This is a genomic window from Paraburkholderia sp. 32 (genome assembly GCF_050435345.1).
Lineage (GTDB): Bacteria > Pseudomonadota > Gammaproteobacteria > Burkholderiales > Burkholderiaceae > Paraburkholderia > Paraburkholderia tuberum.
Genome location: NZ_JBNDKD010000003.1, coordinates 716,653 through 732,041 on the forward strand (window position 1 = coordinate 716,653; position 15,389 = coordinate 732,041).

Below are 15,389 nucleotides of genomic sequence, written 5' to 3' on the forward strand. Positions count from 1 at the left end.
CAGGTAAACCCCGATCCGCTAAACGAGCTTCAATTCGCCAAGAAATAGTCGATAGACCGGATTCTTCGTCTCTTCCCAGCACGGATAGCCGAGCGTTTCGATGAAGCGCTCGAACGCCGCGTGGTCGCTCCCGGGCACCTGAATGCCGACCAGAATCGAGCTGTAGTCCGCGCCCTGGTTGCGGTAGTGGAACAGGCTGATGTTCCAGTTCGGCGCCATCGACGACAGGAATTTCATCAGCGCGCCCGGACGTTCCGGAAACTCGAAGCGAAACAGTCGTTCGTCGCGCGCGAGCGGCGAGCGGCCGCCGACCATGTAGCGGATGTGCTGCTTCGACAGTTCGTCGAAGGTCAGGTCGACGGTGGCAAAACCGTGCGCTTCGAAGGCGCCGGCGATCTGCGCCGATTCGCTGCGATTGCGGATCTGCACGCCGACGAAAATATGCGCCGAGTTCGCGTCGGCGATCCGGTAGTTGAACTCGGTGACGCTGCGCGTGCCGAGCAGCTCGCAGAAGCGCCTGAAGCTGCCGCGCTCTTCGGGGATCGTCACCGCGAAGACCGCTTCGCGCGCTTCGCCCACCTCCGCGCGTTCGGCGACGAAGCGCATGCGGTCGAAGTTCATGTTCGCGCCCGACGTGATCGCGATCAGCGTCTGGTTCTCGATGCCTTCCCGTTCGGCATACTGCTTGGCGCCGGCCACCGCGAGCGAGCCCGCCGGTTCGAGCACGCTGCGCGTGTCCTGGAACACGTCCTTGATCGCGGCGCACAACGCATCGGTGTTCACGAGCAGCACTTCGTCCAGATATTCGCGGCACAGACGGAAGGTTTCTTCGCCGACGAGCTTCACCGCAGTGCCGTCGGAGAACAGGCCCACTTCGTTCAGCGTCACGCGCTCGCCCGCCTGCAACGACGCGGCCATCGCGCACGAATCGTCGGTCTGCACGCCGATCACCTTGATCTCGGGGCGTACCGATTTCACGTATGCGGCGACACCGGCCGCGAGACCGCCGCCGCCGATCGGCACGAAGATCGCGTGAATCGGCCCTTGGTGCTGGCTGAGGATTTCCATCGCGACGGTGCCCTGACCGGCGATCACGTACGGATCGTCGAACGGATGCACGAAGGTCAGGCCGCGCTCTTCCTGCAGCTTGACCGCGTGACCATAGGCGTCGCTATACGACTCACCGAACTGCACGATCTCGACAGTCGGCCCGCCATGCGTGCGGATCGCGTCGACCTTGAGCTGCGGCGTCGTCACCGGCACGACGATGATCGCCTTCACGCCCATGCGTGCCGCCGATAACGCCACGCCCTGCGCATGATTGCCCGCCGACGCGGTGATCACGCCGCGGCTGAGCGCCTCGGCCGGAATATGCGCCATCTTGTTGTATGCGCCGCGCAGCTTGAACGAGAACACCGGCTGGTTGTCCTCGCGCTTCAGATAGACCGGGTTGCGCAGCCGCGCCGACAGGTTCGGCGCGCGTTCGAGTTCGGTCTCGCGCGCCACGTCGTAGACGCGCGCGGTCAGGGTCTTTTTCAGGTAGTCGTGAGACGGCGCGACGCGCCCGGCCGCTGCGGCGGCCTGTTCGAGTTCGTTTAACAGCACGGCAAGCTCCTGGGTGGCAACATTCGATGCAACAACGCATCAACGGCGATCGACATCGAACGATAGCAATCGCGGCATGTTCGCCAGGAGGCAGGCAGAGAATGAACCTGAAAGCGGACATAAAAAAACCCGCCTCGTTTGGCGGGTTATGTGTGACTGCAAGTCGACGCGCGCTAACCCACCATTCGATGAATGATGCTAATAATCAGCGCAATACGGATGTCGAGGCGGTTCATGTCGGCGATCTTCGTCGACTCGGCAAGCTTTGTCAATCTCCGCGCAGTGCGGCAGTGCCACACAAGAAAAACGGGGCGCACCGGCAAGCGCGCCCCGCAGAGACGACCAACACCGACATCAATCGCGCACGCCGCTCTGCTTTTTGAACGCCGCGAGAATGCGTTGCTCGAGCGCGTTGTAATCGCGGCCAAAGTGATGATCGCCGGTCGTGCGGATGACTTCGACGCCGGTTTTGTCGAGCGCCGGACACAGCGTGTCGGTCTCGCTCTCGCCATAGAAGCATTGAACGATCGACGGCGGCACATGCGTCAACTCGGGGCGCACGTTCAGCGCCTTGTCGCTCGCGGGCATGCCGAGCCAGCCGCCGACGCGGATCTGGAAGTCGGCGTCGGGCGCGAAGCCGAGCAGCGAAATCAGCGACACCTTATCGCGCTGCGCCTGCGGCAGACGGTTATACGCGAACGGCAGCACGTCCGCGCCGAACGAATAGCCGATCAGCGCGATATGCTGCGCGTGCCAGCGCTCGCCATAGGTTTGCATAACGCGCGCGAGATCGCGGCTCGTTTGCGCGGGCGGCTTCTCGCTCCAGAAATAACGCAGGCTGTCCCAGCCGACCACCGACACGCCATCTTTCTGCAGTGCCTGCGCGATCGTCTTGTCGAGATCGCGCCAGCCGCCATCGCCGGAAATCACGATCGCCATCAAGCCGTTCGGATGCGCGGCCGGCAATTCGATCAGCGGCAGGTCGGACACGTCGTCGGCACTGATCGAGACCGGCTGCAGATGCGGCGTCAGCAATGCAACGAGACGCGCGCGATCGGCATTGCCCGTGCTCGCCTTTTCGACGAAGCCCGGCACCTTGTCGCGAATCACGGTCGGGTCGGGCGGACACGGTTCGAAGCGCGCGTCGAGCTTGTGATCGGCGTCGACCGACACCGCGCCCGCGATCGTATTGGACGGCGCCTGCTCGAGCACGTGCATCGCGAGCGTCGCGCCCTGTCCCGTACCCGCGACGATCGGCGCGAAGTAGCGGCTCGACTGCGATTGCCGTTCGAGCTGATGGCTGAGCGCCTCGGCATCGCCCACCAACTGATGACAGGTTTCCTTTTTCGCGGCGAGGTTGGCCGCGTAGTGCGCGGTATCGACGCCGACCGTCATCGCGCCCGCTTTCGCGAGCGCATCGGCGCTCTGCTGATCGGCTGCGCTCCAGCCGCTTGCCTGCGAATACAGCACGACGAAGCCGCGCAGCGGCCCCTCGGGCTGCGTCACGCGCACGTCGCCATAGCGGCCGCCGGGCACGGTGGTGGTGGCCGCGTGCGCGAGCGCGCCGCAACTCAGAACGCTCGCCGCGACGGCGAGCCGGAACAACGGATGCAATGTCATGAACGCCGGCCTCCTGCCAGCAGCGACAGGTCCGCGAGCGTGAAGAACACGCCCGAACCGGATGCCGCGAGATAACGCGGCTCCCAGCGCGGCTGGAACTTGCTCTTGAAAGCACGCAGTCCGCGGAAGTTGTAGAAGCGGCCGCCGAAGCGCCACACGATGCCGGCCAGCCGATGCCAGCGTGACGCGAGCGGCGTCGGCTGCACACCGGAGAGCGGCGCAATGCCGAGACTGAGCGAGCGGAAGCCCGCCTCTTTCAGATGCAGCGCGAGCTGCGTGAACAGATATTCCATCGCATACGGCGACGCGCTTTCGACGTGACGCATCACGCCGACGGTCGCCTCGGTATTCATATCCGTCGTCATGAAGGTCACGAATGCGACCGGCTCGCCGTTCTGGCGCACCAGCATCACCGACTGCGCGGCCAGGTATTCGTCATGGAAAGCCGCGACCGAGAAGCTCTTCTCGCGCGCGTCGCGGCTGTCGAGCCAACCGTCGGAAATGCCGCGCAGCGTTTCGAGCGAGGCCGGCACATGGGCCTGATCGATCACTTCGACGCTAAAGCCGTCGCGCTCGCCGCGCTTGAGCGCATAGCGCAGATGCGCGCGATGCGAGCCCTTCAGATCGAAGTCGTCGAGCACGACGTGGGCTTCCTCGCCGAGCTTCATCAGCGTGAGGCCAGCGTCGAGATACAGCGGCAGCGCATTCGCGCGCACCTGGTAGAACGCGGCGCGGCCGCCATGCGCATGCGCGAGCGCGACGAACTTGCTGATGAGACCCGCCCACTCTTCGCGCGGCCCCACCGGATCGTGCAACGCGGCCCACGTGCGGCCGTATTTCGCGTACATCAGGAACGCTTCGCGCGACTCCGAAAACAGGAAGCTCTTGTCGCCCATCAACGCGAGACCCGCATCGCTGCGTTCCTGCGCGCGCACGATGCGCGCGGCGTCGTGCAGATCTTCGGGCGCCGGCTTCACGAAGCGGCCCGGCGCCGGACGCAGCAATTGCCAGAACGAGAAGGTCGCGGCGAACACGCTCGCGGCGAGCGTCGCGCGCAGCGCGCGCGGCGCGCGCTCGTCGAACGCGAATTGCCACCACAGATCGCCCGTGTACGGCACGTCACGGAAAGCGAACAGCATGACCCACGTCGCGAGCATCAGCACCATCGCGACCGACACGAGCCAGCCGGCCGTGAAACGCTCCGCGAACAGCGACGAATGACGGTTGAAGCGCTTGCGCGTCGCGAGCAGCAGCACGATCAGCATGCCGAGCACACTGGCTTCGACGAACGCGAGACCCTTGGTCAGCGACAGCGCGAGGCTCAGCAACGCGAGCGCGAGCGTCATCCACCATGCCGCATCGAGCCGCCGCAGCAGGCCGCGCGCGACGAACAGCAGCAGCACGCCGAGCACGCTGCATAGCATCTGCGAGCTTTCGAGCACCCACAGCGGCACCAGGTCGCGCAGCATATGAATGCGCTGCCAGAACGCCGGCGTCGCGCTCGAAATGACCAGCATGCCGCCGACCACGAACGTGACGAGGCTCAGAAACAGCGGCGCGAGTTCCGACACGCGCTCCGCCTGCAACATCGACAGACGATTCTTCAGCGCGCGCCTCTTCGAAGCCCGCGAGCAGCGCCGCGGAGACGATCAGCGGCACGCCGAAATAGATCGCGCGATACGCGAGCAGCGCGGCGACCATCTGATGCATCGGCACGCTGCCGCTCAGCGTGAACACCATCGCCGCTTCGAACACGCCGACGCCGCCTGGCGTATGGCCAATCAGGCCGAGCAGCATCGCGGCCGCGTAGACGGTGATGAAGCCGACGAAGCTCACGTTCGCATGCGGCAGCAACGCCCACAACGCGAGGCCCGCGGCGACCACGTCGAGCACCGCCAGCGCAACCTGCGCGAGCAGATCGCGGCGCGCGGGAATATCGAACGAGAGCCACTGCCAGCGCGTGCGGATCGGCCGGGTTTGCCGACGGCACGCGGCCGCGGCGAGCGCCAGCGCGAGCAGCAGCGCAGCGCCGCTCCAGCGCAGCGCGACTGGCGACAGATGCAGCATCGGCGCGAGCTGGCCCGCCATGCAGACCATGCCCAGCGCGGTCATCAAGACGAGGGCGAGCGCGAGCGACACGCTCGTAAACACCGTCATGCGGCCGATCTGCGCGGGCGTGATGTTCGCGACGCCGTACACGCGCGCGCGCACCGCTCCGCCCGTCAGCGCGCCGAAACCGGTCGCATTGCCGAGCGCCGAACCGGCCGTCGCGCCGACCCACAGCGCCGCGCGCGGCACGCTCGCGCCGAGATAGCGCAGGCCGACCGCGTCGCGCCCGACCAACGCGACGTAGCTGAGCGCGGTCGCGCCGAGCGCACCGCTCCACTCGCGCGCCGACAGCTGGCGCAGTTCGCGGATCACCGAACGGTAATTCACTGCCTCGGACAGATGCTGCAGCACGACCAGCAGCAACCCGCAAATGACGAGCGCGAGCACGGGCGACAGAAGGCCCCGGCTGCCAAGCGCTTTCGATGCACGGCCGAGCAGCGCGGGGAGGCGCTCGAAGCTGTGTTGAAGTTGGTGGGACATGGTCAATGCGGGCCTTGCGAGGAGCGGTCGCGGCGACGGATCGTCACGCGCGGTATCGCCTGTGGCGGCGATTACAAAGTGATAACGGCAAAACGTGCAAAAGGTTGACAGCATTAGCAATTTTGCCGTCGGTTCACTTGCGCGTCGCGTGTCAAAAGCGCGCGATTGTAATGCTTCCTCGCGTGATGGCGCGCGATTGTAATGCTTCCTCGCGTGATGCGAGGCATCGGGCCGGCGCAACCGCGGCATCAAGATCACGGCTGGGCGTGCCGTCATCAGGAGCGGAAGCACGATATCAGGAAGGGAAACGGCGATGGCAGCCGGGAATTGGGCTGACGGCGGGCGTCTATCTGGTGGGACTGGGGAGCCGACTCGCTGAACGTGCTCCGCTTGACGGGGCCAGAAAGCACAATGCCCGCTACTCGAGCGGGCATTGACACGACAGCAGGGGCTTGCGTGGCCCGCGCGGGAAACTCGCGCTTAGTTCGGGCGACGGTACGCTTCGGCGATCACTGCGCAGTTCTGCAGATGCAGGTTCAGCGCATGCAGCGCCAGCGCGCGCAGCTTGCCGAAGAACGTGTTGGCAGCGGGGGTGGAACGGACGGCATTCGATGCGGTGTTCATGGCGACTCCTGATCAGGGTTTATACCTACGGAATAACCCGATTATAGCGATCTCGTGCCGCAGCGCAACAAAACAATATTTTTTGGCGACGTCGTGATGCCAACGTCGCGTACCGGCTACGGAAAATTCGTAAAGGGGCGGCATCGGTCGTGCAGGTATTAACAATCCGCACCGTACAGGTGCATAATGCCCCCTTTGCCTGCGACGCTTCGCCGCAGGCTCGCCGATATGACCGTCGCCCAGACCCAAAAAGCTCTGATTGCGCCTCTTATCGTCGCGTGCGCGATGTTCATGGAAAGCGTCGACGCCAACGTGATCGTCACCGCGCTGCCGGCCATGGCACGCGATTTCGGGCGCGATCCGGTCACGCTGAAGATCGCGGTGACAAGCTACGTGCTCGGGCTCGGCGTGTTCATCCCGGTATGCGGCTGGCTCGCCGACAAGTTCGGCGCGCGCACGGTATTCCGCACCGCGATCGGCGTCTTCGTGACGGGTTCGCTGTTGTGCGCCGCGTCGAACTCGCTTGCCACTTTCACGGTTGCGCGTTTCATCCAGGGCGTCGGCGGCGCGATGATGGTGCCCGTCGGGCGCATCATCATCTTTCGCGTGGTGGAGAAAGCCGACTTCATCCGCGCGATGAATTACCTGAGCGTGCCCGCAATGCTCGGCCCTGCCGCCGGTCCGCTGCTCGGCGGCTTCATCACCACGTATCTGCACTGGCGGCTGATCTTCTTCATCAACGTGCCGATCGGCATTCTGGGCATCTATCTCACCAATCGCTATATCGCCAATACGCGCGAGCCCGACCCCGGCCCGCTCGACTGGATCGGCTTCCTGCTGTCGGCGGCGGGCGCGGTGCTGCTGTTGCTCGGCTTGTCGCTGGTCGGCGGCGAACTGATTTCGAACACGGACGCGTTCGGCATGTGCGCGCTCGGCGCGGCGCTGCTCGCGATCTACGTCGCGTATGCGCAGCGCGTCGCACTGCCGCTTCTGGATTTGCGTTTTTTCAAGGTGCCGACTTTCCAGGCGAGCGTGCTCGGCGGCTCGCTATTTCGCATCGGTCTCGGCGCGTTGCCGTTCCTGCTGCCGCTGCTGCTGCAGGAAGGCCACGGCATGAGCGCGTTCCAATCGGGGCTGATCACCTGCGCGTCCGCGTTCGGCGGCATGTTCATGCGCACGATCGCCTCCACGGTGCTGCGCCGCTTCGGCTTTCGCCAGGTGCTCGTGTTCAACGCCGCGCTATCGGGCATTTCGATCGCCGCGTGCGGGCTGTTTTTCCCGCACACGCCGACGTGGATCATCTGGGTCGTCGTGTTGCTCGGCGGCTTCTTCCCCGCGTTGCAGTTCACGAGCCTCAATTCGCTGACCTACGCGGAGATCGCGAGCCGCGACGTCGGCCGCGCGACGAGCCTCGGCAGCGTCGTGCAGCAGATGTCGCTCGGCCTCGGCGTGACGGTCGGCGGCATCGTGCTGCAGATTTCGCGCGCGCTGCATGGGCATCCGAGCATCACCTGGTCGGATTTCTGGCCCGCGTTTCTCGTGGTCGGGCTTTGCTCGTTCGCGTCGATTCCGGTCACGCTGCGCCTGCCGCGCGGCGCGGGCGCGGAGATTTCGCGAGGCGGGCGCGGCTGAGCCGGCTACCGTGTCACCGCGCGAGCGCCCCGCTCTTCACGGGTTCGGGCGCTCACGCGCGCTTGCGAATCACGCTCACTTCGCCATTGCGTTCGAGAATCGCGGCGGCCACGTCGTCCATCGAGCGCGAGCCGGTTTTCTGCCGCACGCTTTCCTCGATGTCGGTGCGCGTGACGAGCGCCGCGTGCATTTCGTTCGCGTGGAACTTGCCGTCGCTGAACACCTCGCGCTCGGCGCCGCCCACCAGCAGCTCGAAGCGGCGCGAGCGTATGAACGACCACGCGAGCACCCGGTGACACACGACGATCGCGAACGACGCGACCACGGTCGCGATAAACGGCGACGCACCGACGATCGCGCGGCTCAGCGTCGCGCCGAGCAGAATCACGACGACCGAATCGAACGGCGAGCGCTGCCCGAATGAACGGCGCCCCGATACACGGATCAGCGCGAGCGCGATCACGAACACGGCGATCGAGCGCATACCCATCTGCAACGGATCGAGCTCCCTGCCTTGGCCGAATAGAACGAAAAACGCGTCCATCATGTTCGCCCTCCCCGCGGCGGATTGCCGTGCGAATGTTCTGGTGTCCGGATAGTTGCGAGCGAGACGAGCCCGCGACGCGTCGCCGTCGCTCAGGCCAGCGCGCCGTCCGTCGCCCACGAGATGAGCGTATCGCCGAAACCGCCGCGCACGCGGGCCACGGTGCGCGCGCTCGTGGTCACGCGCGGCGCGGCGCTCCACGCGATGCGCGCGCCAGTCGCGATCAGGCGATCGACGAGCGCGGCATCCTCGCTGCACTTGAGCGGCGGAAAGCCGCCCGCGCGCCGATAGGCGTCGGCGGAAACGCCGAGATTCGCGCCGTGCACATGACGATGTCCGTCGGCGTCGACATACGTCTTGCGAAAATATTCGCGCACGCTGTGCGGATGCGCGCTCCAGTCGTCGACGGCGATCGAGCCGCACACCGCATCGGCGCCGAGCGCCAGTTGCGCGGCCAGCCAACCGGGCGACACGCGGCTGTCGGCATCGGTAAACGCCAGCCAGCGCGCGCCGTGCGCGAGCAGCAGCGACGCGCCGAGCGCCCGCGCGATCCCGACGTTGCGCGCCTTCAGCGTCAGCGTCTGCACGCCGTAAGCGCGCGCGATCGCTCCGCTGAAATCGCTGCACGCGTCGAGCGCGACGACGATCCGCACCTCCTCGCCGGCGAGCGCTTCGTGTCGCGACGCTTCGAGCAAGGCCGCGAGGCACCGTGCGAGCAACGTCTCTTCGTTATGCGCCGGAACGATCACGCCGATCATAGAAGCCCCTCGCGCTGCGCGACCGAACGTGCGTCACGCGACCACACGTCGATCAGCAAGTCGGCTTCGTCGTGATGCGCGAGACGCGCGAGACCGCAGCGTGCATCGAATAGCGCGTGCGCATGGTCGGCGGATTCGCGCGCTTCGGCGAACGGCCGGCGCCAATGACAGGCGAGCAGCGTGCCGTCCGGCGTCAGCGACCCGGCGATCCGCGCGGCCAGCGTTTCGAGTTCGCCCGCGTCGAGGTAGTACGCGAACTCGCTGATCACGATCAGATCGAACGGCCCGTGCTCCGTCGGCCAGTCGCGCGGCACCCTGCGCTGCTCGATCCGCACGTTCGATGCGCCCGCCACGCGTTCACACGCAAGCTCGACGGCGCGCGCGTGCAGATCGGCGGCGAGCAGCGCGTCGCAGCGCGTCGCGAGCCCGGCCGTCAACTCGCCGTTCGCGCAGCCCGGTTCGAACGCGTTGCGATAGCGCGCCCGCGGCAGCAACGCGAGCGTCAGCGAACGCTTGCGGCGTTCGTACCAGCCTTCGCGCAAACGCCACGGATCGTCGCTGCGTCGGTAGAGTTCATCGAAGTACGGCGCCGTCGAGTTCATCTGAGCGATCCTCCCAAGGCAGGGGGAAAAAAGTCATAGCGTCCACGGCGCGAGTGTTTGCGAAGACGCCTGATGCGATGCCGGCGCGGCAGTCGTGTCAGCGGCCTCGACGAGCCGTTCGCCGAGCGCTGCGAGGTCGCGTTCCGCGTGGCTTTGCCGCAGAAACACCGGCAGGTCGGCGAGCGCCCGCGCGAAGCGCGCGTCGCGGCACAACGGGCCCGCGCCGAGCGCGCGTGTCGCGTGCTCGATCACGGCGCTCGCGGCCTGCTCGACGGCCAGACGCGCGCGCAACACGCGCGTCGCTGCATCGGCCGACGGCTGCGCGTCGATCCACGCGGCGGTTTCGCGCAGCAGCGCGGCGGCCGACTGCAAGGCGACATCGGTCGCACCGAGATGAGCGAGCCGATGCGCGTCCGCGTGCCGGGCGCACGCGTCGCGCAGCGTGCGCGCGATCTGCGCGGCCGCGCCGTACCAGCACGCGGCGATACCGGCGCCGCCATGCCAGAAGCCCGCGCGGCGCAGATACGCATGCGGCGCACCGACGAGCGTCGCCACGGTGTCTTTGAACGTGACATCCGCGCTCGCGGTCGCCTGCATGCCGACGGCCTGCCACTTCGATGTATCGATCGAGATCGAGCTCTGGTCCAGCGCGAGCGCCGCGAGCACGGGCTCATCGTCGCGCCATGCGCTCACGAGCGCATGGGTGAGCGCCTGCGCGCCGGAGCACCAGGCTTTGGTGCCGGACAGGCGCACCTGCGCGCCCTCGCCGGCAACGGTCTGGATTCCTTCGTCGATGGCGCGCACCCGCGCGTGCGGCGCTTCGGCGGCCCACACGCCCCAGCGGCTTGCCGCGGGCGGCAGCGGACCATTGAGCTCGGCGAGAATCGCAAGCGCATCGGTATGGCCTTCGAACAGTTTGACGAGGCCGAGGTCGCATGCGGCAACGGCGGCCAGCGCGCGCCAGCGCACCAGCGTCTCCCCATGCCCCGGCCATGGCAACGTCGGCGTGCGATCGTAGCCGCGCTCGATCAGATCAGCGAGCAGTGCTCCGAGGGCAGCGGGATCGTTCGCATCGAAACGCGCGTCGCGCAGAAAATCGTCGAGCGAGATAGCAGGCTTGCCGGGCTGCGGCGCGCGGGCGCTCGCGCGTAGTGCGCGGCCACCGTGTTGATTTGAGACCTGCCGTGACTGGGCCTTGAAGCTGGCCGCGTGGTCGCGCGTGTCGAGCATCGTGCCTCCCTGCACCGGTTAGATCCACGGCCCGCCGGGCGGCGGCGGACTGGAACGTATGCAGAGTCGCAGCAAACACCGTGCCCCGGCTGGCGAGGCAGCCGCGCAGCGAAACAGCGGCTACGTCCAGCCGCTTCCGCTCAGGCGTCCATCCGCCTTCGCGAGCAACGCGTCGAGGACCGCCATCTCGACCGGCTTCACGAGGTGCGCATGGAAACCCGCGTGGCGAGTTCGATCGAGATCGCTCGCATGGCCGAAACCCGTCATCGCCGCGTACATCGTGCGCGACATCTCGGGCCGCGCGCGCATCGCCGCGAGCGTCGCATAGCCATCCATCTTCGGCATCGCGAGGTCGATCAGCGCGAGATGCGGCGAGAAGCGTGGCGAGATCTGCAGCGCCTGCTCGCCCTCGTAGGCGATACGCACCTCGTGGCCCTTCAGTTCGAGCAGCATCGCGAGGCTGTCGGCCGAATCGCGATTGTCGTCGACGAGGAGAATGCGCAGCGGCTGCACGTGGGGCGCGGCATCGATCGTGCCGCTCTCCGCGGTGTCGGACTGCGCGGAGGCGAGCGGCAGACTCAGCGTGAACGTGCTGCCGAGTCCCAGTCCTTCGCTGCTCGCGACGATGCTGCCACCATGCATTTCGACGAGCGACTTGCACAGCGTCAGGCCGATCCCAAGGCCGCCCTCGCCGAAACTTTGCCCTTCCTTCTCCTGCGCGAACAGTTCGAAGATCTTGTCGAGCGAGCGCACCGGAATGCCGCAGCCGGGGTCGCGCACTTCGAGCACCGCCATACGAAAGTCGACACGTCCCTGCATCTCGATCGCGCTGCCGTTCGGCGAAAACTTCGACGCGTTGTGCAGCAGGTTTTGCAGGACCTGCACGAGCCTCGTCATGTCGCCGCGAATCATCACGGGAGCGTCGGGTACATGCGCGACCACGCGCTGCTCGCGCGAGTCGGTGAACGGCCGCGCCGCTTCGATCGCGCGCGCGACGAGCTCGGCGAGATCGACGCGCGCAATACGCAGTTCGACCTTGTCGGACATGATGCGGCCGATATCGAGCAGATCGTCGACGAGTCGCGTCAGGTGCGTGACCTGGCGATCGATCAGATCGCGCGCCCGCGCGACCACCGGGCTCAGATCGGTTTCCATCTGCATCGTGCCGACCGCGTTGCGCACCGGCGCGAGCGGATTGCGCAGTTCGTGCGCGAGCGTCGCGAGAAATTCGCGCATGCGCTCCCCGGAGCGCTCCAGTTCCTCGCGCCGGCGCCGCTCGGTCAAATCGCGCGTGACCTTGGCGAAGCCACGCAAGCGTCGCGATTCGTCATAGACGGCCGTGATGATCACGTTGGCCCAGAACGTCGAACCGTCCTTACGCATGCGCCAGCCTTCGTCTTCGACGGCGCCGATCTGCCGCGCGATCGCGAGCTCGCGCGCGGGCTTGCCGGCCGCGGCCTCCTCGGGCACATAGAACTGCGAGAAGTGCCGGCCGACGATTTCGTCGTGCGTATAGCCCTTGATGCGCGCGGCGCCCGAATTCCAGCTGACGACGAAGCCTTGCGGATCGAGCATGAAGATCGCGTAGTCCTTCACGCTATCGACGAGCAGACGGAAGCGCTCCTCGCTCTGGCGCAGCGCTTCGAGGTATTCGCGCTGCGCGGTCAGGTCGCGCGTGATCTTCGCGAAGCCCGTGACCGCGCCCTTCTCGTTGCGTATCGCGGTGATCACGACGTTCGCCCAGAACGTCGTGCCGTCCTTGCGCACGCGCCAGCCTTCATCTTCGAAACGGCCGGTCAGCGCAGCCTGTTCCAGTTCGTAGGTCGGCCAGCCGCGCGCGACGGCTTCCTCGGTATAGAAGCGCGAGAAATGCTGACCGACGATCTCGCTCTGCGCATAGCCCTTCAGCTTCTGGGCGCCGGCATTCCAGCTGACGATGTTGCCCTTCGCATCGAGCAGAAAGATCGCGTAGTCCGAAATCGCCTGCACGAGCGACAAATAATCGATGCCGACGGGCGCCGACGGCGCGGCCTCGGCCGGCACTCGAGCGCGCTCGGCGTAGTCGTGGGAAGAAGAAGCTTCGAGCTGGGTCATGGCGGACACGTCATTGGAACTTTCGTTTTAAGCAAGCCTCGCGCCTGGCCGGCGGCGAAGCCGTCGCGCAAGCGCTTGCGCGGTCCACGGAGGGGGCCGGGATGCGCCGCCAAGGGCGCTCGCGCGCCGGCTGGTAAGGCGCCAAGCTTATAACGGCGAGCACCGCGATAGCTAGCGGGTCATGACGGAAAACGTCGCCGCGCTGCGGTTTCGGCTTTCCGTTTTGGCCTTCGTTGGCAAAAACAGGCGTGTCAATTGAAAAAGGTATTCACGACGCGGCGGGCTGCGCGATCGGCCGCTGAGAATCGGCACACGTCGCCAATCGAAACGGCTGCTGCGCTGGCGCGCCCGTCAAGCCGCCGCGCCGATCTTTTCCGCGAGCTTCGCGTCGTAGCTCGAATGGACATGCACGCGTTTCCTGTCGGGATACGCGTACGCGTACGCCTTGCGCAGCGCGAGCGACGCCTCGTGAAAGCCCGACAGGATCAGCTTCTGCTTGTTCGGATAGTTCGCGATGTCGCCGACGGCGAAAATGCCCGGCCGCGAGCTTTCGTAGTTCGAAGTATCAACGTCGACGCGCCCGCCATGAATCGTCAGTCCCCATTGCGCGATCGGTCCGAGATCGGCGACGAGTCCATACAGCGCGATCAGATGGTCGGCTTCGAGCTGTGTCTCGCCGTTGACCTGCCGCAGCGTCAGCGAACGCAGCGCGCCGTCTTCCACATCGAGCGCCGCGATCCCGCCGACGACGAAGTCCATCTCGCCAGCGTCGACCGCGCGCCGCATCAGCTCGACGCTCGAATCGGCCGCGCTGAAGCCGGCGCGCCGATGCACGAGGGTCACGCGCCGCGCGACCTTGCGTAGTGCCAGCGCCCAGTCGAGCGCCGAATCGCCACCGCCCGCGACGACCACGTTTTTGTCGGCGAAATCGGCGAGGCGCGGCACGCTGTAGTGCACGTAGCGCTGTTCCAGCGGCACGGCCTCGGGGAGCGGGAGCTTTTGCGGGACGAACGCGCCGTTACCGGCGGCGAGCAGGATCGCCGCGACGTCGAACACGAGGCCGCGCTGCGTGCGCACGGTCCAGCGTCCGTCGTCGCGCTGCTCGACCGTGTCGACGCGCTGTTCGAGATGAATCGGCACATCGAACGGCTTGCATTGCGCGACCAGTCGCTCGACCAGTTCGCGCGCGGTGCACGCCGGAATCGCGGGGATATCGTAGATCGGCTTGTCGGGATACAGCTCGATGCATTGGCCGCCGACCCGTCCGAGTATGTCGACGATCTGACAGGTGAGGCCGATCACGCCGGCCTCGAATGCCGCGAACAGAGCCACGGGACCGGCGCCGACGATCAGGACATCGGTGCGGATCGGCGAGGTGGGCACAGCGGACGGATCGGTGGCAACGGTCATGGGGCAGGTCTCCGGATCACGGTGAAAGGCGGCAATGGAAGCGTCGATGACCCACCATACCGAATCGGCCCGCACGCGGCAACGATGCCATCGTCGACGGTAAGGGTGCTGGGCGTGCCCGCTCAACGCCCGAAAGTGGCTACCTGAAAATACCTGGAATCGGCCATTCTTATGATCCAAACGACGGACTAAGCTAACACCTGTCCGATGCATCGCATCGTCAAACCCGCCCAGGAGCCCATCATGGAACAACGTCTCGACTTCTACAAAGCCAATCCCGCCGCGATCAAATCGCTGCTCGGCGTCGAAGAGCGCATCGGCAAATCGTCGCTCGAAAAATCGCTGACCGAACTGGTGCGGTTGCGCGCGTCGCAGATCAACGGCTGCGCGTATTGCGTCGATATGCATACGGCGGACGCACGCAAGGGCGGCGAAACCGAGCGGCGTCTCGCGACCGTCGTCGTGTGGCGCGAAACGCCGTTCTTCACGGACCGCGAACGCGCGGCGCTCGAGTGGACCGAAGCGCTCACGCTGGTGTCGCACGATCATGTGCCCGACGCGGTATGGCAGGCGGTGCGGCCGCATTTCAGCGACGAGGAACTGGTCGACCTGACGCTGCTCGTCTCGGCGATCAATGCATGGAACCGCTTCGCGATCTCGTTCCGGAAGATGCCGGCCTGA

General features: G+C 66.2%; 12 protein-coding genes and 1 pseudogene. 3 read left to right on the top strand and 10 right to left on the bottom strand.

Annotation, left to right across the window (positions count from 1 at the left end):
- Window positions 1–18: 18 nt before the first annotated feature.
- Window positions 19–1,605: a threonine ammonia-lyase, biosynthetic gene (gene ilvA / locus OKW26_RS26030; RefSeq protein WP_184065926.1), complete on the bottom strand. Its 1,587-nt coding sequence runs from the start codon at window positions 1,603–1,605 to the stop codon at window positions 19–21.
- Between the two features lie 101 nt (window positions 1,606–1,706).
- Between ilvA and OKW26_RS26035 the strand changes: the two genes are divergently transcribed.
- Window positions 1,707–1,988 (top strand): hypothetical protein, encoded by a 282-nt coding sequence (locus OKW26_RS26035; protein ID WP_184022741.1) that lies wholly within the window; start codon window positions 1,707–1,709, stop codon window positions 1,986–1,988.
- On the opposite strand, the gene OKW26_RS26040 is transcribed toward OKW26_RS26035, so the two are convergent.
- The 3 genes and pseudogenes from OKW26_RS26040 to OKW26_RS26050 all read right to left on the bottom strand — a co-directional run bounded on the left by OKW26_RS26040 (window position 1,960) and on the right by OKW26_RS26050 (window position 6,438).
- Window positions 1,960–3,225 carry a virulence factor family protein gene (locus OKW26_RS26040; protein ID WP_429355657.1) on the bottom strand — a complete coding sequence of 422 codons (1,266 nt, stop codon included), beginning with the start codon at window positions 3,223–3,225 and terminating at the stop codon, window positions 1,960–1,962. The two genes, OKW26_RS26035 and OKW26_RS26040, sit on opposite strands and share 29 nt — an antisense overlap.
- A pseudogene (mprF, locus tag OKW26_RS26045) lies at window positions 3,222–5,814 on the bottom strand (bifunctional lysylphosphatidylglycerol flippase/synthetase MprF). The gene OKW26_RS26040 and the pseudogene mprF overlap by 4 nt, the downstream one beginning before the upstream one ends.
- 480 nt (window positions 5,815–6,294) lie before the next feature.
- On the bottom strand, window positions 6,295–6,438 hold the full coding sequence (locus OKW26_RS26050; protein ID WP_184056639.1) for a hypothetical protein: 144 nt from the start codon (window positions 6,436–6,438) through the stop codon (window positions 6,295–6,297).
- Window positions 6,439–6,666: 228 nt separating this feature from the next.
- Here OKW26_RS26050 and OKW26_RS26055 point away from each other — a divergent pair, with 228 nt between their 5' ends.
- On the top strand, window positions 6,667–8,070 hold the full coding sequence (locus OKW26_RS26055) for an MFS transporter (RefSeq protein WP_184056642.1): 1,404 nt from the start codon (window positions 6,667–6,669) through the stop codon (window positions 8,068–8,070).
- 52 nt (window positions 8,071–8,122) lie between these two features.
- Here OKW26_RS26055 and OKW26_RS26060 read toward each other — a convergent pair whose 3' ends face one another.
- From OKW26_RS26060 to OKW26_RS26085, 6 genes are all read right to left on the bottom strand, one after another.
- Window positions 8,123–8,617 carry a DUF421 domain-containing protein gene (locus tag OKW26_RS26060; RefSeq protein WP_090805813.1) on the bottom strand — a complete coding sequence of 165 codons (495 nt, stop codon included), beginning with the start codon at window positions 8,615–8,617 and terminating at the stop codon, window positions 8,123–8,125.
- A gap of 89 nt (window positions 8,618–8,706) precedes the next feature.
- Window positions 8,707–9,372: a glycosyltransferase gene (locus OKW26_RS26065; RefSeq protein WP_429293145.1), complete on the bottom strand. Its 666-nt coding sequence runs from the start codon at window positions 9,370–9,372 to the stop codon at window positions 8,707–8,709.
- Entirely contained in the window at window positions 9,369–9,974 is a 606-nt protein-coding gene (locus tag OKW26_RS26070) for an SAM-dependent methyltransferase (protein ID WP_429355658.1), read from the bottom strand. The genes OKW26_RS26065 and OKW26_RS26070 overlap by 4 nt, the downstream gene beginning before the upstream one ends.
- A gap of 33 nt (window positions 9,975–10,007) precedes the next feature.
- Entirely contained in the window at window positions 10,008–11,204 is a 1,197-nt protein-coding gene (locus tag OKW26_RS26075; protein ID WP_429355659.1) for an acyl-CoA dehydrogenase, read from the bottom strand.
- A gap of 120 nt (window positions 11,205–11,324) precedes the next feature.
- Window positions 11,325–13,298 (bottom strand): hybrid sensor histidine kinase/response regulator, encoded by a 1,974-nt coding sequence (locus OKW26_RS26080; protein ID WP_429355660.1) that lies wholly within the window; start codon window positions 13,296–13,298, stop codon window positions 11,325–11,327.
- Window positions 13,299–13,649: 351 nt separating this feature from the next.
- Window positions 13,650–14,708, bottom strand: a complete 1,059-nt coding sequence (locus OKW26_RS26085) for an NAD(P)/FAD-dependent oxidoreductase (protein WP_429355661.1) — start codon at window positions 14,706–14,708, stop codon at window positions 13,650–13,652.
- Between the two features lie 243 nt (window positions 14,709–14,951).
- On the opposite strand from OKW26_RS26085, the gene OKW26_RS26090 reads away from it, so the two are divergent.
- The gene (locus tag OKW26_RS26090) at window positions 14,952–15,389 is read left to right on the top strand and encodes a carboxymuconolactone decarboxylase family protein (protein WP_184022732.1); all 438 of its coding nucleotides are present in this window, start codon (window positions 14,952–14,954) and stop codon (window positions 15,387–15,389) included.

Bases quoted from the DNA above. Each gene is read 5' to 3' on its own strand.
- OKW26_RS26085 (WP_429355661.1), bottom strand. From the start codon at position 14,708: ATGACCGTTGCCACCGATCCGTCCGCTGTGCCCACCTCGCCGATCCGC.
- OKW26_RS26050 (WP_184056639.1), bottom strand. From the start codon at position 6,438: ATGAACACCGCATCGAATGCCGTCCGTTCCACCCCCGCTGCCAACACG.
- OKW26_RS26090 (WP_184022732.1), top strand. From the start codon at position 14,952: ATGGAACAACGTCTCGACTTCTACAAAGCCAATCCCGCCGCGATCAAA.
- OKW26_RS26055 (WP_184056642.1), top strand. From the start codon at position 6,667: ATGACCGTCGCCCAGACCCAAAAAGCTCTGATTGCGCCTCTTATCGTC.
- OKW26_RS26080 (WP_429355660.1), bottom strand. From the start codon at position 13,298: ATGACCCAGCTCGAAGCTTCTTCTTCCCACGACTACGCCGAGCGCGCT.
- OKW26_RS26040 (WP_429355657.1), bottom strand. From the start codon at position 3,225: ATGACATTGCATCCGTTGTTCCGGCTCGCCGTCGCGGCGAGCGTTCTG.
- OKW26_RS26035 (WP_184022741.1), top strand. From the start codon at position 1,707: ATGAACCTGAAAGCGGACATAAAAAAACCCGCCTCGTTTGGCGGGTTA.
- OKW26_RS26070 (WP_429355658.1), bottom strand. From the start codon at position 9,974: ATGAACTCGACGGCGCCGTACTTCGATGAACTCTACCGACGCAGCGAC.
- OKW26_RS26075 (WP_429355659.1), bottom strand. From the start codon at position 11,204: ATGCTCGACACGCGCGACCACGCGGCCAGCTTCAAGGCCCAGTCACGG.
- OKW26_RS26065 (WP_429293145.1), bottom strand. From the start codon at position 9,372: ATGATCGGCGTGATCGTTCCGGCGCATAACGAAGAGACGTTGCTCGCA.
- OKW26_RS26060 (WP_090805813.1), bottom strand. From the start codon at position 8,617: ATGATGGACGCGTTTTTCGTTCTATTCGGCCAAGGCAGGGAGCTCGAT.